18 protein-coding genes are annotated in these 23,060 nt (G+C 42.8%); 10 read left to right on the top strand and 8 right to left on the bottom strand.

Annotation, left to right across the window (positions count from 1 at the left end; translation table 11 throughout):
* Positions 1–176: 176 nt before the first annotated feature.
* Together argJ and xthA are read right to left on the bottom strand one after the other, a co-directional pair.
* Positions 177–1,400: a bifunctional glutamate N-acetyltransferase/amino-acid acetyltransferase ArgJ gene (gene argJ / locus JMY08_RS00415; RefSeq protein WP_189585041.1), complete on the bottom strand. Its 1,224-nt coding sequence runs from the start codon at positions 1,398–1,400 to the stop codon at positions 177–179.
* A 47-nt stretch (positions 1,401–1,447) separates the two neighbouring features.
* Positions 1,448–2,272: an exodeoxyribonuclease III gene (xthA, locus tag JMY08_RS00410; RefSeq protein ID WP_189585038.1), complete on the bottom strand. Its 825-nt coding sequence runs from the start codon at positions 2,270–2,272 to the stop codon at positions 1,448–1,450.
* Positions 2,273–2,493: 221 nt separating this feature from the next.
* Between xthA and JMY08_RS00405 the strand changes: the two genes are divergently transcribed.
* The 5 genes from JMY08_RS00405 (at position 2,494) to JMY08_RS00385 (ending at position 9,538) form a co-directional block, all read left to right on the top strand.
* On the top strand, positions 2,494–3,090 hold the full coding sequence (locus JMY08_RS00405; RefSeq protein ID WP_201588427.1) for a hotdog domain-containing protein: 597 nt from the start codon (positions 2,494–2,496) through the stop codon (positions 3,088–3,090).
* Positions 3,091–3,099: 9 nt separating this feature from the next.
* Positions 3,100–3,942, top strand: coding sequence for an ATP-binding cassette domain-containing protein (locus tag JMY08_RS00400; RefSeq protein WP_201588426.1), 843 nt, complete (start codon positions 3,100–3,102; stop codon positions 3,940–3,942).
* Between the two features lie 77 nt (positions 3,943–4,019).
* Positions 4,020–4,811, top strand: a complete 792-nt coding sequence (locus JMY08_RS00395; RefSeq protein WP_201588425.1) for an ABC transporter permease — start codon at positions 4,020–4,022, stop codon at positions 4,809–4,811.
* Positions 4,812–5,368: 557 nt separating this feature from the next.
* A complete protein-coding gene (locus JMY08_RS00390) occupies positions 5,369–7,066 on the top strand; it encodes an AMP-binding protein (protein ID WP_189585026.1) in 1,698 nt (565 codons plus the stop codon).
* Positions 7,067–7,834: 768 nt separating this feature from the next.
* The gene (locus JMY08_RS00385) at positions 7,835–9,538 is read left to right on the top strand and encodes an AMP-binding protein (protein WP_201588424.1); all 1,704 of its coding nucleotides are present in this window, start codon (positions 7,835–7,837) and stop codon (positions 9,536–9,538) included.
* A 140-nt stretch (positions 9,539–9,678) separates the two neighbouring features.
* Here the strand turns inward: JMY08_RS00385 and JMY08_RS00380 are convergent, their stop codons facing one another.
* From JMY08_RS00380 to sohB, 5 genes are all read right to left on the bottom strand, one after another.
* Positions 9,679–10,548, bottom strand: coding sequence for an SDR family oxidoreductase (locus JMY08_RS00380; protein ID WP_227679541.1), 870 nt, complete (start codon positions 10,546–10,548; stop codon positions 9,679–9,681).
* A gap of 109 nt (positions 10,549–10,657) precedes the next feature.
* The gene (locus tag JMY08_RS00375) at positions 10,658–11,416 is read right to left on the bottom strand and encodes a histidine phosphatase family protein (RefSeq protein ID WP_201588423.1); all 759 of its coding nucleotides are present in this window, start codon (positions 11,414–11,416) and stop codon (positions 10,658–10,660) included.
* Positions 11,417–11,464: 48 nt separating this feature from the next.
* On the bottom strand, positions 11,465–12,751 hold the full coding sequence (locus JMY08_RS00370; RefSeq protein WP_201588422.1) for a phosphotransferase family protein: 1,287 nt from the start codon (positions 12,749–12,751) through the stop codon (positions 11,465–11,467).
* Positions 12,752–12,914: 163 nt separating this feature from the next.
* Positions 12,915–14,165 (bottom strand): acyl-CoA dehydrogenase family protein, encoded by a 1,251-nt coding sequence (locus tag JMY08_RS00365; protein ID WP_227679554.1) that lies wholly within the window; start codon positions 14,163–14,165, stop codon positions 12,915–12,917.
* Positions 14,166–14,425: 260 nt separating this feature from the next.
* Positions 14,426–15,406 (bottom strand): protease SohB, encoded by a 981-nt coding sequence (sohB, locus tag JMY08_RS00360; protein WP_194619802.1) that lies wholly within the window; start codon positions 15,404–15,406, stop codon positions 14,426–14,428.
* A gap of 377 nt (positions 15,407–15,783) precedes the next feature.
* On the opposite strand from sohB, the gene aspS reads away from it, so the two are divergent.
* The 4 genes from aspS (at position 15,784) to JMY08_RS00340 (ending at position 20,586) form a co-directional block, all read left to right on the top strand.
* Positions 15,784–17,598 (top strand): aspartate--tRNA ligase, encoded by a 1,815-nt coding sequence (aspS, locus tag JMY08_RS00355; RefSeq protein WP_194619804.1) that lies wholly within the window; start codon positions 15,784–15,786, stop codon positions 17,596–17,598.
* 79 nt (positions 17,599–17,677) lie between these two features.
* Complete coding sequence (locus tag JMY08_RS00350; RefSeq protein ID WP_227679540.1) at positions 17,678–18,682, top strand: lysophospholipid acyltransferase family protein; 1,005 nt, start codon at positions 17,678–17,680, stop codon at positions 18,680–18,682.
* 180 nt (positions 18,683–18,862) lie between these two features.
* Entirely contained in the window at positions 18,863–19,609 is a 747-nt protein-coding gene (locus tag JMY08_RS00345; protein WP_194620402.1) for a glycosyltransferase, read from the top strand.
* Positions 19,610–19,728: 119 nt separating this feature from the next.
* Positions 19,729–20,586: a hypothetical protein gene (locus JMY08_RS00340; RefSeq protein ID WP_201588419.1), complete on the top strand. Its 858-nt coding sequence runs from the start codon at positions 19,729–19,731 to the stop codon at positions 20,584–20,586.
* 11 nt (positions 20,587–20,597) lie between these two features.
* Here the strand turns inward: JMY08_RS00340 and JMY08_RS00335 are convergent, their stop codons facing one another.
* The gene (locus JMY08_RS00335; RefSeq protein WP_201588418.1) at positions 20,598–21,710 is read right to left on the bottom strand and encodes a glycosyltransferase; all 1,113 of its coding nucleotides are present in this window, start codon (positions 21,708–21,710) and stop codon (positions 20,598–20,600) included.
* Positions 21,711–22,044: 334 nt separating this feature from the next.
* Between JMY08_RS00335 and JMY08_RS00330 the strand changes: the two genes are divergently transcribed.
* Positions 22,045–23,046: a capsular polysaccharide biosynthesis protein gene (locus JMY08_RS00330; RefSeq protein WP_201588417.1), complete on the top strand. Its 1,002-nt coding sequence runs from the start codon at positions 22,045–22,047 to the stop codon at positions 23,044–23,046.
* The last annotated feature ends 14 nt before the right edge of the window (positions 23,047–23,060 follow it).

Here is a 23,060-nt window from a genome sequence, read left to right as displayed (position 1 = left end):
GGTTTGTAAAGTAACGTCAGCTTTTGCAACTCATGTTAGTCAAACGTATTAAAAAGCAGACCAATCCAATATATATTTGACATTGCAAAAAAATGGTCGAAGTAATCATTACTCCGACCATTTGATCGCTTTCGTTCAGATTGAGATGACGCCTTAATTAACATCCATTTCGATAATTAGCTACGGTAATCGGCATTTATCTTGACGTAATCGTAAGACAAATCGCAGGTATAAACCGTATCGCTAGCGTCGCCACGTGCCAAATCAATATGAATGGTAATTTCAGGACGGCTCATGACCGTTTTGCCCGCCGCTTCCGTATAGCTAGGCGCAACACCACCATTTTGGCAAATCATGACTTCATCTAGATAGACATCGACTTGCTCGGTATCTAAATCTTCGATACCCGCATAACCTACTGCAGCGAGGATACGACCCCAGTTGGCATCACTGGCGAAGAATGCGGTTTTGACTAGTGGTGAATGTGCAACCGCGTATGCCACATCGCAGCATTCTTGCGTCATCTTACCGCCAGTGACTTTGACAGTCATAAACTTGGTAGCGCCTTCCCCATCACGCACGATTAATTGTGCCAGACGAACAAATACTTCGGTTAATGCCTCAAAAACAGGCTGATAATGTGGATGTTCTGAGCTGTCGATAATATTTGAGCTAGCTCTACCTGTGGCGATCAACACACAACAGTCGTTGGTCGACGTATCACCATCGACGGTGATGCGGTTAAAAGACTGCTCATTGATGGCGCTCAACATCTCTTGTAATAAGTCAGCAGCAATGTTGGCATCTGTTGCCACATAGCCCAGCATAGTCGCCATATTTGGTCGTATCATACCTGAGCCTTTTGACATGCCCGTAATATGATAGCTGACACCCGCCACGTCGATTTTTTGACTAGCAAGCTTAGGAATCGTATCTGTGGTGCGAATACCATTCGCCGCCGCCAGCCAATTATCAGCAGCTAAACTGGCAAGTGCCTCATCTAAACCAGCGATGACCGCCTCGCTGTTTAATGGCTCACCAATCACTCCAGTAGAAAACGGCAATACAGAACTGACAGCCACGCCAGCTTTACTAGCCAGCGCTGTACAGATATCAACAGCGCGGCGCTTGCCATCAGCGCCCGTCCCTGCATTGGCATTGCCAGTATTGGTGACCAAATAACGTGGGCTAGCCTTAGCAAAATGCTCACGTAATACTCGCACTGGCGCGGCACAAAAGGTGTTTTTAGTGGTGACGACCGCACTGGTTGCGTTCTCAGCAATCTCAATCACGACCAAATCATCACGATCTTTGTAGCGTACGCCTGCGGCAGTAGCACTTAACTTGATACCGTCAATTGGGTAAATAGTATTCGGTACTGCAATATTTCCAACAGCCATAGAGACATCCTTATTTTTCAATTTTCATAGTTATAAACAGAATACTATTAGGGTTTGCTTAAGTTAAATGCCGACCAAATCGGTGCATGGTCAGACGGTTTTTCCATGGCACGTAGCTCATAGCTGATACCAGCATCGACGCAGTCATCGACTAAGTCTGAGGTGCACAAGATATGGTCGATACGTAGACCGCGCTTAGGCTCGTCGTTAAAACCACGACTGCGATAATCAAACCAGCTGTATAACTCTGTACTCTCTGGATAGTACAGACGGTATGTGTCAGTCAGCTCGCGTGACATCAGGGCTGCATACCATTCGCGCTCTTCTGGTAAAAATGAGGTTTTTCTATTCTTAAGCCAGCGCTTTGCATTGACTTCGCCGATACCAATGTCGATATCTTCTGGAGCGATATTCATATCACCCATAATAATGAGCGAGCGCCCTTCCGCCTTCAAAGCATCAATATAAGCCATCAAATCTGCATAATAAGCCCGCTTCATAGGGAATTTGGTCGGATGATCTTGGCTTTCTCCTTGTGGAAAATAACCATTGAGTACGTCGATTTCACGACCGTCAAACTCATATCGTGCATGAATAAAACGCTTCTGCGCCTCGACATCTTCGCCAGGAAAACCTTTTTGTACAAATATTGGCGCAACCTTGGACAAGAGTGCCACGCCATAATGGGCTTTTTGCCCAAAATACTCTACGTGATAACCAAGGCTTTCTATGTTTTCTAGTGGAAACTGCTCATCATGTACCTTGGTTTCTTGTAGACCCATCACATCAGGATCGATTACCTCACGTACCGCCTCCAGCTGATGTTGACGAGCACGAATACCATTGATATTAAAACTGACAAAACGGGTCATAAATTATCCTATACTAATTGATGAAAATACGCTGCTAATATAAAGAGCTGGGATGTGACCATACATAAAACACTATCATAACAGAGGCAGACTGACCTAGCTGTTGCGCGCCCTGATATCTTACGCTAGAGTAGTTGTTATTCGTATGATTGCTATCAAATCTTGTGTATCGGATCATGGCTATCACGGAACACTTATTAAAATAATTATTGAGCATTGTTATGACAACCACTATTAGCAAAACTACCAACGCCTTACCAACGACAGCAAATGAAACTACGCCATTATTTGCCAAAGACTACAATGTCTATATTAATCATACTGACGCTGGCGGTATAGTCTACCATGCCAATCACTTGGTATTTTTTGAAAACTGCCGCCGTGACTGGTTTGGTCAACTGGGTTTGAATGGGTATTTCTTGCAGACCGATGACGGTCAAGTACAGCATTTTGTCGTGAGTCAAGCAGACTTGCAATACAAAAGAGCCATTCTTTTAGACGAGATCATCAATGTACGTATCGATAAAGTCGAATTAAAACCTGCCAGCATTATTTTTTACCAGAGCATTCATCGTCATGGCTCAGACAGCTCCTCTACCGATCATAAGAATGACAATGTCAACGCTAAAAACAGTTTATTGAGTAGCACCAAAATCGTCATCGCTTGTGTGCAAAATCAAGTCAGGACAGAGCCTGTGTCTCATGATGAGTCGGATACTGCCGTGGCTAGCGCCTCGCCCATGCGACCGATTCGTGTCCCAAAAAAGCTACGTGATGCTTTACAAGAAGCGATTAATCAGCCTGTAAATGCACAATGATTCTGACCTATGAGCCTTGATACTGACACGCCTATCGTTGAATTTGAACACCTCTGGGTACATAGCAAACGTATCATGCCAATCAACACTGGTGATCAACGTCGTACAGTTAAAACGAAAATCCATAGCGTGTCTGCCATCTACGATAAATGGATGACCAAATTTAAAAAAATCTCGACCCCCGATCAGAGGTTGCCGACGCATAAAAAGGTATTGATAAATGACGTTAGCGGTACATTATTAGCAGGGCAAATAACCGTTTTAACAGGCACTTCTGGCAGTGGCAAGTCTTTACTGCTACGTGTGCTTGCAGGATTATTACCGATGAGCAGCGGTGAGATTTGTTTGCGCAGTCATGATGCATCAAATAGCGACAGTTATAAAAGCATTCATAATACACCGCCGACACAGTGGCGCACACGCATCGCCCTACTTGCTCAAAACCCACAGCTGCTAGAAGGCCGTGTGCTTGAAAACTTACAGATGCCCTATCGCCTACAAGCGCATCAACATCTTGACTTTGATATCGACTGGCATATCGCTCAGCTGGTCTATTTAGAGCGCAGTGCTGACTTTTTACAACAAGAGGCAAGTCATCTCTCTGGTGGCGAGCGCCAACTGGTCAATACCTTACGTCTTTTGCAACTAAATCCACAGGTATTGTTATTAGATGAACCTACAGCGGCTTTAGACATCGATACCTCAACCCAGCTAGTAAATCTACTGGTTAACTGGTTGCGCGGCGATGCACAGCGCACCATATTGTGGGTGACTCATGATACACAAGATATCATGCCATTAGCCGACAGGCATTGGCACATGCAGGCAGGCGTATTAACCAAAATGCGCTAATATCATAATCGACTTTTAATCATGACCGCCCCTAATACTTATTTCCCTCACCTTAACGACATTAATAATGAGCAGCTATGAGCGGTACGGATGATATGCAAATATTCCTCACTTACGGTGATATTGCGCTTGCCAGCAGCTTAATTATTATCGTCCTTATCCTATCATGGCGACTACGCTTAACATTAACCAAAACACTATTAACGGCGGCTATTCGTACTATAGTCCAGCTGAGCTTTATCGGTTTGATTCTGGCATGGATTTTTGCTCGTGAGCAATGGTATGAAGTCTTACTCATACTGACTATCATGACCTTGATTGCAGGAGGTGCAGCCAAAAATCGTGTCAAACGCAGCTACAAAGGTTTATTCATCGATACCCTCCTCGCTGTCAGCCTATCAGCCGTATTGGTCACCAGTATCGCCATCTTTGTGATATTAAGAGTGCAGCCGTGGTATACGCCGCAATTTGTCATCCCTATATTAGGCTTAATACTAGGCAACTCTTTAACCGCCATCTCATTGACCAGCAATCAGTTGATTGAAGCTTTTCATGAGCAGCAAGGACGTATTGAAATGATGCTCAGCCTCTCTGCCAGGCCCTTTGAAGCCGTGCATGAGCAGATACGAGCGGCCATCATCAATGGTATGACTCCAACGCTGAACTCTATGCTGGTGGTTGGTATTGTCAGCTTGCCAGGGATGATGACAGGGCAAATACTGGCGGGTGCAGATCCTACTCAAGCGGTACGCTATCAAATTGTCACGATGTTTTTAATCTGTGTTAGCAGTACTTTAGGATGCACTATTAGCGCGTTGCTTATTTATCGGCGTTTTTTTAACAAACATGAGCAGTTCCTTTCACCGTAATATAAGTGACTGACTTTAGAATTGATACAGTGGACTGTGACAAATTTTCATAGCCTCAATTTTAGTGACACATGTTTATTGACGTATCTATTTTATTAAAAGTCGGCTATAGTTTTGAGATAGCGCTTTGATAGATTATCAACCTCGTCATAATTAGACTTGTTTCTCCTACATCACATATCAACTGTATCTCTTAGTATATTTTATGTACTACTCAGTATCACATACTGGTATTGTTTTAAACCATATTCATGCTAATGTATTGTTTAAATATATCGTTCTTTTGATACTTTGGTTGTAAATAACAGATTAAAAATATTCGGAATAAATACTGTTTTTGTTACCCAGCCATTTTTTCATCTTAGTTAATTATTTACCCCAAAAATAGTTAATTAGAACCATATAATAGCGAAAATTTTACCAACCAGTTGATAAATAAGGATGTTATCGCTCTTAGCGGACACCAGTCCACGTCAGCACTGATTTATTTTGTTGATGCGGATATGACTGCTTTCTCACTAAACTTTAACCTATATTAACTCGCAAGGACGCTGACTATGACGTTAAATAAACCTTGGCTTGCCCAATATCCGGCAGGCGTACCGAAGTCGATCGACCCAGATAAATATAACAGCATAGTAGAGCTATACGAAGAATGCTTTGATCGCTTCCGCATGCATCCAATGAGTATCTGTATGGGCGTTACTCATACGTATGATGACATTGACAAGGCGTCACTAGCCGTTGCTGCATGGTTACAAGCTCAGGACTTACCTCAAGGCACGGTGGTTGCACTGATGATGCCAAACGTCCCGCAATATTTGCCGACGATGATTGGTATCTTGCGTGCTGGTTACGCCTGTACGCCTGTCAATCCCCTTTATACGGGTCGTGAGCTGCGCCACCAATTAAATGACTCAGGCGCTAAGGTTATTTTTGTGGTTGATAACTTTGCCCAAGCGCTTGAGCAAGTCATCGACGAGACCAATATTAAGCGTATTGTCCTCTCAAAAATGGGCGATATGATGGGTTTAAAAGGTATCTTAGTGAATACCATCATTCGTCAGGTAAAACGTCTCGTACCCAAATACAAGCTTGATGATCCTAAGCATGAGATAACCAAGTTTCCTGACGTCCTTAAAAAAGGTAGAAACCTGCCATTCCAAAAGCCGAAACTGTCTTTGGATAAAACGGCCTTTTTACAATATACCGGTGGTACAACGGGTCTGTCTAAAGGAACCATTTTAACTCAGCGTAATATTGTAGCCGCTGCTATGCAGTCTGAAGCGTGGTTCCGCCCTATTACCTCAGAAATTAACGAGGTATACATCAATCTGGTTATGGCTTTACCGCTATATCATATTTTTGCCTCTATGCTTAGTATGTTAGGCATGCGCTCGGGCCACACTTTTATCTTGATACCTAACCCGCGAGATATACCAGGTTTTATCAAAACCTTATCAAAACAGCCGTTCCATATATTCCCTGCCGTTAATACTTTATTTAAAGGATTGCTTGATAATCCAAACTTTAAAAATTTAGATTTTAGCACCCTGCACCTCTCACAGGCAGGTGGTATGGCAGCCACTCCGCAAACAGCCGCACGCTGGTTGGAGGTCACGGGTTGTCCAATGATTGAAGGCTGGGGTATGACTGAAGGTGTGGCAGTAGGTACTAACAACTTAGTAACTGACCGCAATTTTAACGGCACTATCGGCTTACCACTTCCGAGTGTCGATGTCATTATGATCGATGACGATGGCAATCGTGTGGGTCTGAACCAAGCTGGCGAGATGTGTGTCAAAGGTCCTAACACAACATCAGGTTATCTCAACAGAGACAGTAGTGATGACTTTACTAGCGATGGTTATTTCCGTACTGGTGATATCGTCAGCATGGATGAAAAAGGCTATATCACCTTATTAGATCGTAAAAAGGATATGATTTTGGTCTCAGGCTTTAACGTATATCCGAATGAGATTGAGTCTGTGATGCTCGAGTGTGACGGTATTATTGATTGTGCAGTCATTGGTATTCCTGACGAACATCAGGGCGAAGCGGTTAAAATTTATATCGTGCCAGAGGATAACAACGTCACCAAAAGTGTCATCAAAGAGTTTGCACTGGATAATTTGACCGGCTATAAATGTCCACGTCATATCGAATTTGTCAGCGAACTACCAAAGAGTAACGTCGGTAAAGTATTGCGTCAAAAATTGCGTGAAAGGCATGATGCAGATCATCCTCAGTCATAAACAAGCTGAATAGATTTACATATAGCAGTCACATAAATTTAGACATAAAAAGCGCTTCACATAAATTGTGAAGCGCTTTTTTTACTCAGCTATTCAAAATGAGGACAAGCCCTAAGCTTAGAGTCTGCTGCACCTCTTACTTTTTCTAATGAGCAAATTATCCTGACCACTAAGATATGATTCTGTTCGGAAAAAACATCAACAGATTGTAACAGTAACTTCAAAGCAAGCTCCTTGAACGCTGCCGTCTAGAAGGGCACAGGACATAAAGGAATAAGACTTAGTTATTTTTTCTGTGATATAGAACAGCTTATCCCAACTTATCTACCACTCATCCTTTTCGATTTACAACACATATGACTTCATTTATCAAATTTATATATGGACTGTGAAGTACGCTTATCATAATATCGAATTCAGTTGTAGTTGTGTTAGTGTGTTGCCAAAATATGTCAGTCAATGTTCTAAAGTTTTAATTGATAAGGTTTTTATTGAAAGTGACTTACAAGGGTTATTGAGGCATGACGATATTTTTTAAGTGACATTTTAATCATCAAATGTACTTATTTACCGTTTAATCTACAAGGCAGATCATTCTTTGTGATTGGACAAAACTGTATAAAGGCCACCGTATGTTAGCAGTCAGTTAATAGTTAGGATAGCACTCAGCACTGCATTGCTTACCATGCAATGATTTATGTTGTTGACAGGGATGTGACTACTTTCTTATAAGACCTTAACTTATATTAATATTTAAGGACGCTAAATATGACCGTGAATAAACCTTGGCTTGCTCAATATCCTGCAAGCGTACCCAAGACAATCGATCCTGATCAGTACGAAAACCTGATAGAACTCTATGAGGAATGCTTTGATCGCTTCCGTCTGCATCCAATGTCTATCTGCATGGGTGTGACACACACTTATGGAGACGTTGATAAAGCCTCACTAGCGGTTGCTGCATGGTTGCAAGCCCAAGGTATTCCAAAAGGCAGTGTGGTCGCCCTCATGATGCCGAACGTGCCGCAGTACTTGCCAACGATGATTGGTATTTTGCGCGCAGGTTATATTTGCACACCTATCAATCCCCTTTACACTGGTCGTGAGCTGCGTCATCAACTGAATGATTCGGGCGCTCAGATTATATTTGTGGTCGATAACTTTGCCCAAGCACTTGAGCAAGTCATCGATGAGACAGCCATCAAACGTATTGTCCTCTCAAAAATGGGCGATATGATGGGTCTTAAAGGTATCTTGGTCAATACGGTTATTCGTCAAGTAAAACGCCTTGTACCCAAGTACAAGCTTGACGATCCTAAGCACGAGGTAACCAAATTCCCTGACGTTCTCAAAAAAGGCAGAAACTTACCGTTTCAAGCACAAAAGACCTCTTTAGAGCAAAAGGCTATTTTACAGTACACTGGTGGTACCACAGGACTGTCTAAAGGCGCGGTGCTGTCGCAGCGTAACGTAGTAGCAGCAGCACTACAGTCAGAGGCGTGGTATCGCCCTGTGACCTCAGAAATCAATGAAGTTTATATCAATATGGTTATGGCCCTGCCGCTCTATCATATTTTTGCTTTTATGCTTAGCCTATTGGGTATGCGTTCAGGATATACCTTTATTTTAGTACCAAATCCGCGTGATATGCCAGGCTTTGTCAAAACACTGTCAAAACAACCCTTCCATATTTTTCCTGCGGTTAATACACTATTTAAAGGCCTGCTCGATCAACCAAACTTCAAAGATCTCAATTTTAGCTCGTTGCGTATTTCGCAAGCTGGTGGTATGGCTGCTACCGAGCAAACGGCAAAACGCTGGTTAGAAGTGACTGGCTGTCCAATGGTTGAAGGTTGGGGCATGACCGAAGGTGTCGCTGCAGGTACTGCCAACGTCATCACTGACCGTAAATTCAACGGTACGATCGGCATACCAGTCCCTAGCGTCGACATCATCGTTGTGGACGACAACGGTGAACGTTTAGGTCTACATCAAGCGGGTGAGATGTGCATCAAAGGACCAAATGTCACGTCAGGTTACTTTAATAAAGACAACAGCGATGACTTTACTAGCGATGGTTATTTCCGTACTGGTGATATCATTAGCATGGATGAAAAAGGCTACATTACCTTATTAGATCGCAAAAAAGACATGATTTTGGTCTCAGGCTTTAACGTCTTTCCGAATGAAATTGAATCTGTCATGCTTGATTGTGATGGCATTATTGATTGTGCAGTGATTGGTATTCCTGATGAAAACCAAGGGGAAGCGGTTAAAATTTATATCGTTCCTGTAGACAATAATGTTAGCAAAAGCGATATCAAAGAGTTTGCGCTAGATAATTTGACTGGCTATAAATGTCCGCGTCATATTGAGTTTGTGAGTGAGCTGCCTAAGAGTAATGTGGGTAAAGTACTGCGTCAAAAGTTACGTGAGCAGCATATGCTAGACAACCCACAAACCTTCTCATAATGAAGATAAAGCCTTATCATAAGGTTTATTATTGATGTATCGCTAAATGGATGCATCAGTAATAACTCCATAATAAAAAGCCCCTTACAGATGATGTAGAGGGCTTTTTATTATCTGAATTTATGTCAATCTAAACACCGTTAACTCAGTTTATTGAGTACTTGTAATGGTAAATGTTTCATTGCATGACTGACCATAGACCAAGGCAAGCTAGGCACGCAAGCTTCTTGAACTCCTGCTTCGATTGCAGCAACCATTGCTTTGGTACCCGTATCCACGTCTACTTCAAACGGTAACGGCTTGGCATTTTCGTTGATTTCAGTACGAATATAGCCTGGATAAATAGTAGAAACGTTAATCGGCAATTTGGTCAACAGCATATCAGCTCGAATGCCTTCTGCCAAATGAGCCAGCCCGGCTTTAGTCGCACCGTAGGTGGTCAGATGCCTAGGTAGACCGCGCATCGCTGACATACTCGATATCACCACCAAATGACCGCTATTCTGTGCTCGAAAAATACCCATGGCGGCTTCACACTGTGCCAGCGCTGAAATAAAGTTAATCTCAGCAGTGCGGCGATTGGTCTCAAAACGCCCTTTACCGATACGGCGACTCTCACCGACACCAGCATTGACCACAACACGATCAATACCACCAAAGTCAGCGGCAAAAGCATCGAAAACCTCAAAAACCGCATCGTAGTCACTGACGTCTAATACTCGATATTCAACGCGAATATTGGGATAAGCTGCCATCAACTCTGACTTCAAGCTCTCTAAGCGCTCAGTACGACGGGCACAGATAGCGAGGTTGTAGCCAAGCTTGGCAAACAGTCGAGCCATGCCCTCGCCTAAGCCTGAACTAGCACCGGTGATTAAAATGGTTTTATCACGTCCTACTTGCTGCTTATTTAAGCCTTTAAGATAGCGTGGCGGTTGAATCGCACTCAATACCTGCTGCTGACTTTGCTTAGTACCTTTTGTGACTAAGCTCATTAATTGGTTTTTCATAAACAATCCTTTGTATATCGATAACGAAATAGCTTTAACACGCCCTAACCACTAAGTCGCGGTCATGTATTCAGCGCCTTGTATGTCGCCAAAATAACAGTTTTCTCGTCTATCGCCAAGTGACAAAGCGTTTTCCGTCAGCAAACAAGTGACTATATTCATTAAGAGACATTAGGCGTGTACTCTGATCTTTTAGCGTAATAGACGTCACCCCTGTATTGACCAAGCTTTTATTGAGCTGATAAGCAGTCTGGCTACCTTGCTGCAATAGCTGCGCGGTAATAGCAGCGATCACGCCGCCTGAGGTAAAGACTAATACTGTACTATGGTGATCTAAGCTTAAGCTCGCCACTTGCATACGTATTTGCTCAACCGCTTGTTGGGCACGGCTGCTGAACTGTGACCAACTCTCAAGATAGTCATGGTCATCATCACCCGCATGCCAGCGCTGCATCGCTCGATCGAACAGTTCAGCTAGACGCGTCGCTGGAACATCTGCCTTTGCAATTTCAATCGCAATGGCTGCTTTACTAGCAAAAGCAGGATTGGATTTGACCAATACATCTTTGTGATTAAACTCATCAAACTGCGGAATGATGTAGCTGTCAGGCTCATTTATATCGAGTGCGGCTAAAATGGGTGCCTCGTTGCCGTTATCCATAGAGGACTGGTAGCTCTCCCAAAAATGTCGCGCCGAGTCTTGCTGCCGTACTAAGCTGCCACTAAAAATAGCGTCGATTCTGCGCTGAGTCGTCGCATAATGCTGACCGAGCATTTGTGCTTGAATACTGCCTAGCTCTGAGAGCTGATCATAATTTTCTTGTCCAAATGATGCTTGACCATGACGTGCCAAAAGTATGGTTGTCATAAATAATCCCTTTTGATTGTATTCACTAAATGGCTGCTTTTGAGAAAATTAATTGTCAGAGGCATCCGTACTTTTAGCAAAATAGCCTTTTGGTAAAATACCTTTGACTACTTTTTGTACTGGGCTTGGTAGCTGTTCAATCGTTTGTGCGTCGACACCCATGTCTTTTAGATGCGGCTGTACATGAGTATTGAACAGCATCTCACCTTCATACTGCGCTATCAGCTTAAGACATTTAGCGTGTAATACATGGACGATAAGCCAAAAATTCTTAAAGGCTGGATTGGTCGTTTGTTTATTATAGTAGCGATAGTAAATTTGCTGGACAATGCCCGCCAGACGGAATAGACCAAACACTTCATAAAAGGTCCAGTTGGCTATCTCTAAGCCCGTTTTTTCAAGATAATAGTCGACCACTTCATCACGTGTCATCATGCCTTTCAAATGTGTTGGCTGACGGCGTGACTGCTGCATGACGATGTTGTCATCTGCTTCAATCCAGTAAGCCAAGGCGCTGCCCAAATCCATCAAAGGATCGCCAAGAGTTGCCATCTCCCAATCGAGTACACCAATCACTTTGGTCGGGTCATCAGCTGCCAAGATCACATTATCAAAGCGCCAATCGTTGTGAATAACGCAAGTTTTGCTATCAGCAGGCGTGTGCTTACCAAGCCATTGTCGTACCAGTGCAAAGCTTGGTACGTTAGGTGTTTTTGCTTTGATATAACGTTTATCCCAGCCCGTGACTTGGCGCTCACAATAACCGTCACCACGACCCAGCGTGACCAAATCAGGATGTTCGGTATAATCCACTTGATGTAATTCAACCAAAGCGTCAATCACATTGGTACATAATGTACGGGTCTGCGCTTCGTCTAAATCAATGCCTTTGGGTAAATTGGCACGAGGAATGATGCCTTCCATGCGCTCCATGACATAAAAATCGGCACCAATGACAGTTTCATCGGTACATAAGGCAATCATTTTGGGTACATAGGGATAAGCATCTTTTAATGCTTTTTGTACGGTATATTCACGTACCATATCGTGCGCTGACTTGGCTTTGGTGCCTTTTGGTGGACGACGCAAGATTAAATCTTGGCTCTCGCCTTCACCCTCATATTGCAGACGATACGTCCAGTTTGACGCGCCGCCTGAAAATTGCGTGACCGTTGGCTCGCCTTTTATATCGACACCTTGCTCACGTAGCCAGTTGCTGACTGCTTGGGCGTCGAGCTCTTCGCCCTCGCGGACATCACCGCCTTTATCAAGTACTTTATTATTAGTTGCGCTGTTTGTCATGCCAGTATTGTTGGCATGGTTATCAGTTGCCATGAGACATTCCTTATCATGTGGTCATTTATTTTTATAACATATATGAGTGATGAAAAATTCACTATCAAATATTGATAGTGAATTTTTCATTGGGTTTTACGTCAGGCCTATTATTAAACGAATGGCGATTGAAGCCGATGACTACGCTGGTTAGCAAGCACAATTATGCTTTGGCAGGTTTAGACGGACGGCTAAAACCTTGGCGCTTGAGCTCTAACTTAGCGATCATGGTTTTATGCACTTCATCAGGGCCATCCGCTAAACGTAATACACGTGCTTGCGCATAAAAGCTTGGCAGCATCGTATCTTGGCAAACGCCCATTCCACCATGAATTTGAATCGCCATATCAACCACTTCTTGCAACACAGTCGGCGCAACCACTTTAATAGCAGAAATTTCAGTCAATGCGGCTTTTGTACCTTGCGCGTCCATTTTTTGCGCGGCATACAAAGTCAGCAGACGTGCTTGGTCAATCTTGATACGCGCTTCAGCGATACGCTCAAAATTGCCACCCAACTGTAATAATGGTTTGCCAAAGGCCGTACGCGACATACCACGCTTAACTGCCAGCTCTAGAGATTTTTCAGCAGCGCCAATACAACGCATGCAATGATGAATACGACCTGGCCCTAGACGACCCTGCGCAATCTCAAAGCCCATACCCGGTCCACCGATAAAGTGACTGACCGGCACGCGTACATCATTAAAGCTGACTTCGCCATGACCATGCGGTGCATCATAATCGCCAAATACTTTGAGCATACGTTCGATGTTGACACCCGCTGTTTGCGCTGGCACCAATACCATAGAATGCTGCTGATGACGACCTTTGCTCTCATCAGGGGTGTAAGCCATCACAATCAGCACATCGACCGCAGGATCGCCAAGACCAGATGACCACCATTTGCTGCCATTGATGATAATCTCATCACCGTCAACTACGGCTGTGGCTTGCATATTGGTCGCATCGCTTGAAGCAACATCAGGTTCTGTCATACAAAAAACCGAACGGGTTTTGCCCTCTAAAATCGGCATCATCCATTTGTCTTGCTGCTCTTGCGAGCCATAGCGCCACAACAATTCCATATTGCCGCTATCAGGAGCATTACAGTTAAATACATAAGGCGCAAGTAAACTGCGACCGGTCAACTCTGCAATGGGTGCGTAATCGGTTACTGAAAGCCCAGCACCTAAAGTATCATCAGGTAAGAATAGATTCCACAAACCCGCTTCACGTGCTTGTTTACGCAGGCTTTCGTACTTTTCTGGCCACTGCCAGTTTTTCCAGTTGCCATCCGGATTTTGCGCATGGCATTCTTGCCAAAACTGCGCTTCGATCGGCTCGATTTGGGTTTCGATAAATGCTTTGACTTTGGCGTGCATGGCTTGACCATGTTCTGTTGCCGTAAACATCAATGTATTGTCAGACATAGGTGACATCCTTTTCTTTGTTGATTATTTTCATCAACCTTTGATTAAAAAGTTGATGGAATCTTTATAGTGTACGTACGTATACTGTCTTCTGTATGCACCATTTATAACACAGCAATTATTATTAAACAGCAAAAAGGCGCGACCAGCTAGGACACGCCTTTTACAAAACACAAACAATGCATCGATAAGAACTGAAACCCTAAAACACTATATATCCATTAATACAATGATATCTAACGCTATTTTAAGATATTTAAACGACTATTAAAATCAAAACGTGCTAACGCATCTGGCAGCTTATTAATTGCCAAGCTTACAGTCGCTTCTGCCGCTTGAGCCAATCCTAATTTTTCAGCGAGGGTTGGTTTTTGGCGTGAATGCAGTGCGTATACTTCATTGTCTTCCATACGCTCTAAAATATAGCTGTCTGAGGTTTGCAAGCTATCGATCAAGTTAAGTTTTAATGCATCTTCGCCATACCAATGCTCTCCAGTGGCCACTTTTGCGACATCCAGTGTTGGACGATAGTTATTCACAAAGTGTTTGAATAGCTCGTGCGTTTGCTCCAGTTCTTCTTGATATTTGGCACGATCTTCAGCATCGTTTTCGCCAAAGACAGTGACTGTGCGCTTGTAATCACCAGCAGTAAACATCTCATAATCGACGTCATGGTTTTTTAGCCATTTATGGAAGTTTGGCAATTGTGATACCACACCGATTGAGCCAATAATGGCAAATGGTGCCGCCACTACCTTATCTGCGACGCACGCCATCATATAGCCACCGCTCGCTGCAACTTTATCGACACAGACAGTTAGCTTTAGACCAGCGTCTTTTAAGCGAACCAATTGCGCTGCCGCTAACCCATAACCATGCACCAAACCACCGCCGGATTCAAGGCGCACCACTACCTCATCACCTTTATTTGCCGCACTGATTAACGTACTGATTTCTTCGCGCAGATGCTTAACTGCGGTTGCTTTGATATCACCATCAAAATCTAGAACGAAAACTTGTGACTTATCATCGGCATTTTTTTTCTTATTTTTGGTTTTTGCTTTTAATGCCTGTTTGGCTGTTTTAGCCATCGTTTTTCTGAACTGCTTAAGAGCCGCTTTACCTTGCGTGGCTTCCATCAAGTCTTCACGGCGTTGTTCTTGGTTTTTATTCAAATGAATAACCCGTAATTCAACAGGATTTTTGGCAGGATGAAAAAGCATGAGCAGTATTCCTTACATTATTGAGATAACTTTATTGAGATAACTTTAATAGGATCAATAGGATTTTATAAGTGAGCTTGATATGTGCACAGTGGCTGATGTTTTCAAGCAAAATGACAATATTTAACCCAATGCAGATGTTACGGGATAAATACCCTCTATACCGAAGCATTCCTGCGTTTTGATTGGACTCAGCTGGTTGTATAACAAGGGCAGATTAGGCATAATATGCATTTATATCATATTTTCTGCAGCCAACGTGATGACCATTTGTCTTAATCGCGTTGTTTGTGCTTTTTTTTGCGCATCGCTTGAATCGTGCAACAATGGCTGCATTATTGTATTTCGAATTGGGCTGACAACTGGATAATTATATTATGACGCATAGCGAATACCGAGACGAATATTGCGGAGCCGTAACCGAAAGCTTACTTGAGCAAACCATTAATATCGTAGGCTGGGTACATCGTCGTCGCGATCACGGTGGCGTAATTTTCTTAGACATGCGTGACCGCGCGGGCATCTTGCAGGTCGTCATTGACCCTGATACCCCAGAAGCTTTTGCGATTGCTGATGCCGTACGTCCTGAATATGTGCTAAAAATTACTGGCCGTGTACGTCGCCGTTACGAAGGTACTGAAAACAATAGCATGACCAGTGGTCAAATTGAGCTATTGGCTAAAGAAATTGAAGTATTGGCGAAATCTGAAACACCGCCATTCCCATTGAATGATGAAAAAACCACAGTTTCAGAAGACTTGCGTCTAAAATATCGTTATCTTGATATGCGCCGTCCGCAAATGCAAGAGCGTATGGTTTTCCGCGCCAAGGCGACCTCAGCGATTCGTCGTTATTTAGACGATCATGGTTTCTTGGATGTTGAAACCCCTATTTTGACTCGTGCGACGCCAGAAGGTGCTCGTGATTATCTTGTGCCTTCACGTACCCGTCCAGGTAACTTCTTTGCATTACCGCAGTCGCCACAGCTGTTTAAGCAACTGTTAATGGTGTCAGGTTTTGACCGTTATTATCAAATCGCTAAATGCTTCCGCGATGAAGATTTACGTGCCGATCGTCAGCCTGAATTTACTCAGGTGGATATTGAGACTTCTTTCTTAAATGAAGAAGAAATCATGAACATCAATGAAGGTCTGATCAAGCATTTGTTCAAGACTATGATGGACGTTGAGTTTGAGCAGTTCCCTCGCATGACTTACGCAGAAGCAATGCGTGACTATGCTTCAGACAAACCTGATTTACGTATTCCACTAAAACTGGTCGACGTTGCAGATTTGATGAAAGATGTTGACTTCAAAGTGTTCGCAGGTCCTGCTAACGATCCTAAAGGTCGTGTTGCTGCTCTACGTATCCCTGGTGGTGCTTCGATTAGCCGTAAGCAAATCGATGCCTATACCAAATTTGTCGGTATTTATGGTGCACGCGGTTTGGCTTATATCAAAGTCAATGATGCTAGCAGCGTCAACAATGGCGTTGACCAAGAATCTGGTCTACAATCTCCTATCATCAAAAACATGACCGATGATGTATTGGTAAGCTTGATTGAGCGTACTGGTGCAGAAGACGGCGATATTATCTTTTTTGGTGCGGATAAAGCCAGTGTCGTCAATGACGCAATCGGCGCTCTACGTCAAAAAATTGGTCTAGACCTTGAAATGACGACTTGTGAATGGGCACCACTTTGGGTCACTGATTTCCCAATGTTTGAAGAGACTGACGATGGTCGTTGGACGTCAATGCATCATCCTTTCACCAAGCCTAAAGGCTCAGTTGAAGAGTTGAAAAACAACCCAGAATCGGCCCTATCTATCGCATATGATATGGTATTAAACGGTACTGAAGTTGGTGGTGGTAGCTTACGTATCAATACCTTTGATATGCAGCAAGCCGTACTTGAAGCTTTAGGTATCGGCGAGCAAGAAGCTGAAGATAAGTTTGGTTTCTTACTTGATGCATTGAAATTTGGTGCGCCACCGCATGGCGGTTTAGCCTTCGGTTTGGATCGCTTAATTATGCTCATGGTAGGCGCTGAGTCTATTCGTGACGTGATTGCCTTCCCAAAAACTAAAACTGCTGAGTGCCCATTAACCCAAGCCCCTGCTGAAGTTGATAGCAAGCAGTTACGTGATCTTGGTATTCGTGTGCGCGAAAAAGCTCAGGCTGATGCCAAATAACCTGCTCAATAATTGGTCTCATGATGCTCAGATCTGTTTTACATTGTTTGTTACATGATTCATCACCATGCGAATGGTCATGAATCCGTATCATATTTTCAAATTCGTGCCATTATCTGTATTGCAGATACTGGCACGTTTTGTTGCGTGGGTGATTATAAAAATACCCAGTCTGAGTATCATGCGTACCGTCAATATTAATATAGCACTGACCCGCCACGAGTTACCAGACAATGAAAAACGATCCTTAGTCAAAGATATTATTTACCACCAATGTATGACCAGTATTGAGTCTATCAAGAGCTGGGCAATGCCACCTGAGTGGAGTATCGCTCAAATACAAGATGTGCATAACAAAGACATTCTTTTAGAAGGACTGGCTAGCCCGAATGGTATGCTCGCCATCGTACCGCATTTGGGTACGTGGGAGATGATGAATGCTTGGCTCAATCAATTTGGCTCACCAACCATCATGTACAAGCCCGTTAAGGGCAATATGACTGATGACTTTATACTGCAAGGTCGATCACGCCTCAATGCAACGCTAGTACCCACTGATGGTAGCGGCGTCAAAGCCATATTCAAAACCCTCAAACAAGGGGGCTTTAGCATTGTATTGCCCGATCATGTTCCTGACCCTTCAGGCGGTGTTGTCGTACCGTTCTTTGGTGTTAAAACGTTAACCAGTACTCTCGCCTCCAAACTCGCTAGCAAGACCAAATGTGCGTTGGTCGGCTTATCTTGTATTCGCCGTGACGATGGTCGTGGTTTTGATATTTATTGTTATAAACTCGATAGTCCGGCCTTATATGACCGTAATACCGAAACAGCAGCTCATGCGCTCAATCAGTCTATGGAGCACATGATTAAAGATAACTGTAGCCACTATATGTGGGGCTATCGACGTTTTAAACGCATCCCAACTTTAGGCAATCCCTACCGTGCTAATGAAACAGTATTGGCAGATTTCATTCGTGCCAATCGAGATCATTTATCTTTGTCTGCTGCCTCGTTAGCGACCAAATCATTACCTCCTGATAGTGACGCTAATCACAAAAACGTACTAAACGAGAATCAGCAGTAATAACCATACAAATTTTTGAACGTTTAAACATATCGTCAATGATAGCTGTGCTAACATTGACTCATACTTTTATGCCTTTTGCTTTTGAGAGTAACATTTTTTCATTCACATCAATACGAGTGCACTATGGTAACTGACGTAGCCGAAAATTTATCGACAAATCGCCCGCAAAAAGACACCATGCGTGCTGGACAACGGTATATTATTTGTATGAAATGGGGCGATAAGTACGGCCCTGAATACGTCAATCGTCTGTATAACATGGTCAATCGCCATTTAACATTAGATTTTCAGATGATCTGCCTAACCGATGATAGTACAGGTATCGACACTGCTATTGCCTGTTACCCTATACCTGAAATGGATTTACCAGATGGTCCTGAACGTGGCTGGAAAAAACTGACGACCTTTAAGCCAAATTTATATGATCTAAAAGGGGTCGCGCTATTTTTAGATATCGATATCGTTATCGTTGATAATATTGATAGTTTTTTTACTTACAAAGCCAAATATAATGATAGCGTCGTCATTATCCGTGACTGGAAAAAACCATGGCGGATGATTGGTAACAGCTCGGTCTATCGCTTTAATATTGGTATGAATACCTATCCCGACTTGCTGGCAAACTTTGAACGTAACTTTGAGACCATTCGTACCCAAGTTCGTCACGAGCAAGCCTATCTATCCAACTATTTGCATGAATATCACCACTTAGAGTATTGGGATAAGACATGGTGCGTTAGCTTCAAATACCAATGTATCGCGCCCATTCCCTTTAACCTAGTGCGTAAACCTACTTTGCCTGATGATGCAAAAATCGTTATTTTTCATGGTGAGATCAATCCACCAGACGCCATTGCTGGCGGCGGCGGTAAATGGTATCGACATGTAAAACCAAGCCCATGGTTAAAAAATCACTGGCAATGATCGTTTAAATAATAACAATATTTGAATGGTTCAAAGACAGTCCAAATCATTTAAAGGCAATGCATCACGACGATATTTGAAATCAACTACTGGGAAGAAGTCAACTACTAGGAAATAGTATGGCGCTATACTTGAGGTTACCTGCTACGGCTAGGTTTAATATTGATAATGAGCTTATCGTTATCGATGCTTTTAATGCCAATGAGCCAGAGCAAAGCCTGCACAAGAAAAACGTTAACATTATCGCCTCAGGCCCCTCTATACAACAACTACCATTATTAGAGCTATTGGACACGCCTACTATCTTTGTCAATGGTAGTATCAGTCTAACTGAGAAATATTGCTTCACCGATATCGTCGGCTATGTCATTAGCGATGCGCGCTTTATCCACCATCAACCTGAGATTTTACAGCAGTATTATACTGGTCAACCTCTGTATGCAACGCTAGCTGTGTTTGAAGCGATGGCAACAGCCCTTCCCAATATCATGCGGACTTACCATCACGTCATGCGTGTGTTGTATCCAGTAGACAGACCATGGGGCGTCAAATCAAATAAGCTATCGTTTAGTAAGCTGATTTTTAAGAAAAAGCTACTAAATAAGAAAATGCCGTTATCATACTTTATCAACCATCCAGATTTTATTATTGATGGCAGTTATAAAGCAGTTAATATCGGCGTATCTCTAAATATTACGCATGGCTTTGTAGAGGCAGGAACTGTCGCTTATGTGGCCACGCAGTTGGCTTTCTCACGTCATGCGGCTACTATCCACTTATACGGCATCGATTTGCTCAACAGTGAGCAGCCACGCTTCTACGAAAACAAGAACAACAGCGCCCCAAGTATGCTTAGTAAGGTCATGAGCGAGCGCATTGTACCTTCGTTTAACTTGCTAAGTAGAACTTATAAGTCGCATGGTGTCTCTGTCATTAATCACTCCCCTGTCTCCAAAACACTATTCGATGATCTCTAATACTTATTACCTCATGAATTCAACACCGAACCAAACGCTAAGTATTGCTGGGCGATGTGATTCGGCAGTAGTTGCTGATTGAGCGGTACTATATAGTGTGTTGGATCGTCTATTGCCTGATCGATGAGTATAGCCAACCCATCAATGTCATCTACTGGCACTAAGCTCTTAGCGGGTAACAGCTCCCTTGGACCAAACGGGCAATCAGTACTTATTACAGGTACGTCTAACGCTTGCGCCTCAACGATGGTATAACCAAAACCCTCAAATTTAGAGCTCATTATCAGCAAAGCCGCTGAGGCAATCAATGGGTAAGGATTGGCTTGAAATCCAAGAAACTTCACACAATCGCCAATGCCAAGCGCCGTAGCTAACTGTTTAATCTCACTCTCCAGCCTCCCCTTACCCACCAACACCAAAGGATAGCGCCGTGCTGTTTTGGCATAGGCATGCAGTAAGTCGTGATGACCTTTCATGCTATCGAACGAGGCAACTTGAATCATATAGCCTTTATAGGTTATACCGAATTGGCTGAGCGCTAACGATTGCTTGGCGGCTTTTTGTATGTCATCGACAGCGCAAGGATTATAGATGGTCGTCGTCTTATTCACATTGCCTATCAATGCCAATAAATCCTGACGCGCCCCATCGCTGACACAGCTACACGGATGGGCGCCATAGACCATTTTTAGATGATTTATAGTCTGTACCGGCGCATCTAATAATGGATTCTGAAACTGCTTAGATAGCGCCGTATGTAGTACATTTACGATATTTGGTAATCGACTATATGCCATGATCCAGTTTATTTTATAGATGTTAGCCAATATCAGATCCGGTGTTCCTATTTGACTCAATACATAATCATCGATACGCCTAGCGACTGCTTCATAGACCTGTGCTTGGTTAGATTTTGGCTCGATATTTTGCTCAGAAAACACCTCGTCATATGGCACTACATGATGTTGAACACGTGAATCTAATGGCATATCTTGAGTATATTCGAGACAAAGCACATGAACGTTATAATTTAAATCAGCATAAGCACGTGCCAAAGTCGTGACCATGCGCTCAGCACCGCGACCTTCCAGCGCCTTTAGTATTAATAGAATAATAGGTGGCATCAGGGTCTCAGCTCACAATTTTGTTGAGGTATAAGTAGGAAGGATCAGCCAAATGAGTGTATCAATAGTCATAATTATTGCAGCGTTCTGACTTTATATGCTAGTCTCATCTACCTTTAGATCTTTACTTTTATTGCTTGAAGGATAGTCATGGCTTGCCTGACTTCCCATAGCATAACAAACCATAGCATAGCAAAATAATCATCAATTTTTATTGTATAAACCCACTAAACCTTGTCAATACTCATATCAACAAATATCATCGCTGGATTGATGTAGCTAATACAAACATCAGCGTGTTGATAGAACATGTTTACAAAAAATAGGATCAGTCATGAAGCAACCTGACGAGAAAACATTAGATGTTGTCATCGCCTGGGTGGATGGTGCAGATCCCATGCTCAAACAAAAAAGAGAAGGTTATAAATCAGGCAAAGCAGTCGCTTCAGATGCGATAACGGCCACGCGTTTCGCTAGTGACGACGAGATATACTATAATATAGCGTCTATCATTAAATACGTGCCTTTTTGTCGTCATATATATATTGTCACCGACCAACAACGACCAGCATTCATCGATGATTTTGCCAAGCAAAATATCTGTTCAGCAGATAAAATACGTATTGTGGATCATAAAGAGATGTTCGTTGGTTACGAGCAGTTTTTACCCACTTTCAATACCCGATCGATTGAGACGATGATATGGAATATTAAGGGACTGTCTGACTATTTCATCTATATGAATGACGATTTCTTTTTTAATCAGCCCGTGAGGATCAATGACTTTTTGGACGGTGAAAAAATTATCATTCATGGACAGTGGCGTAAAAGTGCTGCATTAAATGCCAAGCTTAATTTTCGAAAATCTCGCTTCAAACTGTTTGGAACACCGATACAACCGAGGCACACGATAGCGCAAATGTTAAGTGCTAAAATACTTGATATGGATAAATTTTTTGAGATTCATCACTATCCTCATATTGTCGATAAAAATATTTTAAAAGCCCATTTGTTGGATAATCCTCAATTATTGACAGAGCAAATAAAGTACAAATTCAGGAATGTTGCGCAAGTAAACCCCATAACACTGATGAATCATTTAAAAATCCAAAAAGGCCAAGCCGAGTTGAAACCCGATACGTCTATCAATTATCTAAAAAATGAAAAGGGTGTCGAGGAATTTATAACCGATTTGCACAAAGAATCTATTCAATATGGGTGCATACAAAGTCTGGATTTACTTGAATCAAACTCCTATCAAAAAATTACCACTGCTATGGTGCAAAAATTCTCAGCTTATTTACCATCGTCATTATTGTTAAATGGCAATAAATAGCAATAAACTTAAAA

Origin of the sequence: Psychrobacter sp. Pi2-51 (assembly GCF_904846665.1) — a bacterium.
GTDB classification, from domain to species: Bacteria; Pseudomonadota; Gammaproteobacteria; order Pseudomonadales; family Moraxellaceae; genus Psychrobacter; species Psychrobacter glaciei.
Note: the sequence above shows the minus strand (reverse complement) of the source record. Positions and strands in the feature narration are given on the sequence as shown.

What these genes read in the sequence shown, in the direction of transcription:
- aspS (WP_194619804.1), top strand. Translation starts at nt 15,784, where the DNA reads ATGACGCATAGCGAATACCGAGACGAATATTGCGGAGCCGTAACCGAA.
- JMY08_RS00330 (WP_201588417.1), top strand. Translation starts at nt 22,045, where the DNA reads ATGAAGCAACCTGACGAGAAAACATTAGATGTTGTCATCGCCTGGGTG.
- JMY08_RS00350 (WP_227679540.1), top strand. Translation starts at nt 17,678, where the DNA reads ATGAATCCGTATCATATTTTCAAATTCGTGCCATTATCTGTATTGCAG.
- JMY08_RS00335 (WP_201588418.1), bottom strand. Translation starts at nt 21,710, where the DNA reads ATGCCACCTATTATTCTATTAATACTAAAGGCGCTGGAAGGTCGCGGT.
- JMY08_RS00340 (WP_201588419.1), top strand. Translation starts at nt 19,729, where the DNA reads ATGGCGCTATACTTGAGGTTACCTGCTACGGCTAGGTTTAATATTGAT.
- JMY08_RS00345 (WP_194620402.1), top strand. Translation starts at nt 18,863, where the DNA reads ATGCGTGCTGGACAACGGTATATTATTTGTATGAAATGGGGCGATAAG.
- JMY08_RS00380 (WP_227679541.1), bottom strand. Translation starts at nt 10,548, where the DNA reads ATGAAAAACCAATTAATGAGCTTAGTCACAAAAGGTACTAAGCAAAGT.
- JMY08_RS00390 (WP_189585026.1), top strand. Translation starts at nt 5,369, where the DNA reads ATGACGTTAAATAAACCTTGGCTTGCCCAATATCCGGCAGGCGTACCG.
- JMY08_RS00400 (WP_201588426.1), top strand. Translation starts at nt 3,100, where the DNA reads ATGAGCCTTGATACTGACACGCCTATCGTTGAATTTGAACACCTCTGG.
- JMY08_RS00375 (WP_201588423.1), bottom strand. Translation starts at nt 11,416, where the DNA reads ATGACAACCATACTTTTGGCACGTCATGGTCAAGCATCATTTGGACAA.
- xthA (WP_189585038.1), bottom strand. Translation starts at nt 2,272, where the DNA reads ATGACCCGTTTTGTCAGTTTTAATATCAATGGTATTCGTGCTCGTCAA.
- JMY08_RS00405 (WP_201588427.1), top strand. Translation starts at nt 2,494, where the DNA reads ATGACAACCACTATTAGCAAAACTACCAACGCCTTACCAACGACAGCA.
- JMY08_RS00385 (WP_201588424.1), top strand. Translation starts at nt 7,835, where the DNA reads ATGACCGTGAATAAACCTTGGCTTGCTCAATATCCTGCAAGCGTACCC.
- sohB (WP_194619802.1), bottom strand. Translation starts at nt 15,406, where the DNA reads ATGCTTTTTCATCCTGCCAAAAATCCTGTTGAATTACGGGTTATTCAT.
- argJ (WP_189585041.1), bottom strand. Translation starts at nt 1,400, where the DNA reads ATGGCTGTTGGAAATATTGCAGTACCGAATACTATTTACCCAATTGAC.
- JMY08_RS00365 (WP_227679554.1), bottom strand. Translation starts at nt 14,165, where the DNA reads ATGTTTACGGCAACAGAACATGGTCAAGCCATGCACGCCAAAGTCAAA.
- JMY08_RS00395 (WP_201588425.1), top strand. Translation starts at nt 4,020, where the DNA reads ATGAGCGGTACGGATGATATGCAAATATTCCTCACTTACGGTGATATT.
- JMY08_RS00370 (WP_201588422.1), bottom strand. Translation starts at nt 12,751, where the DNA reads ATGGCAACTGATAACCATGCCAACAATACTGGCATGACAAACAGCGCA.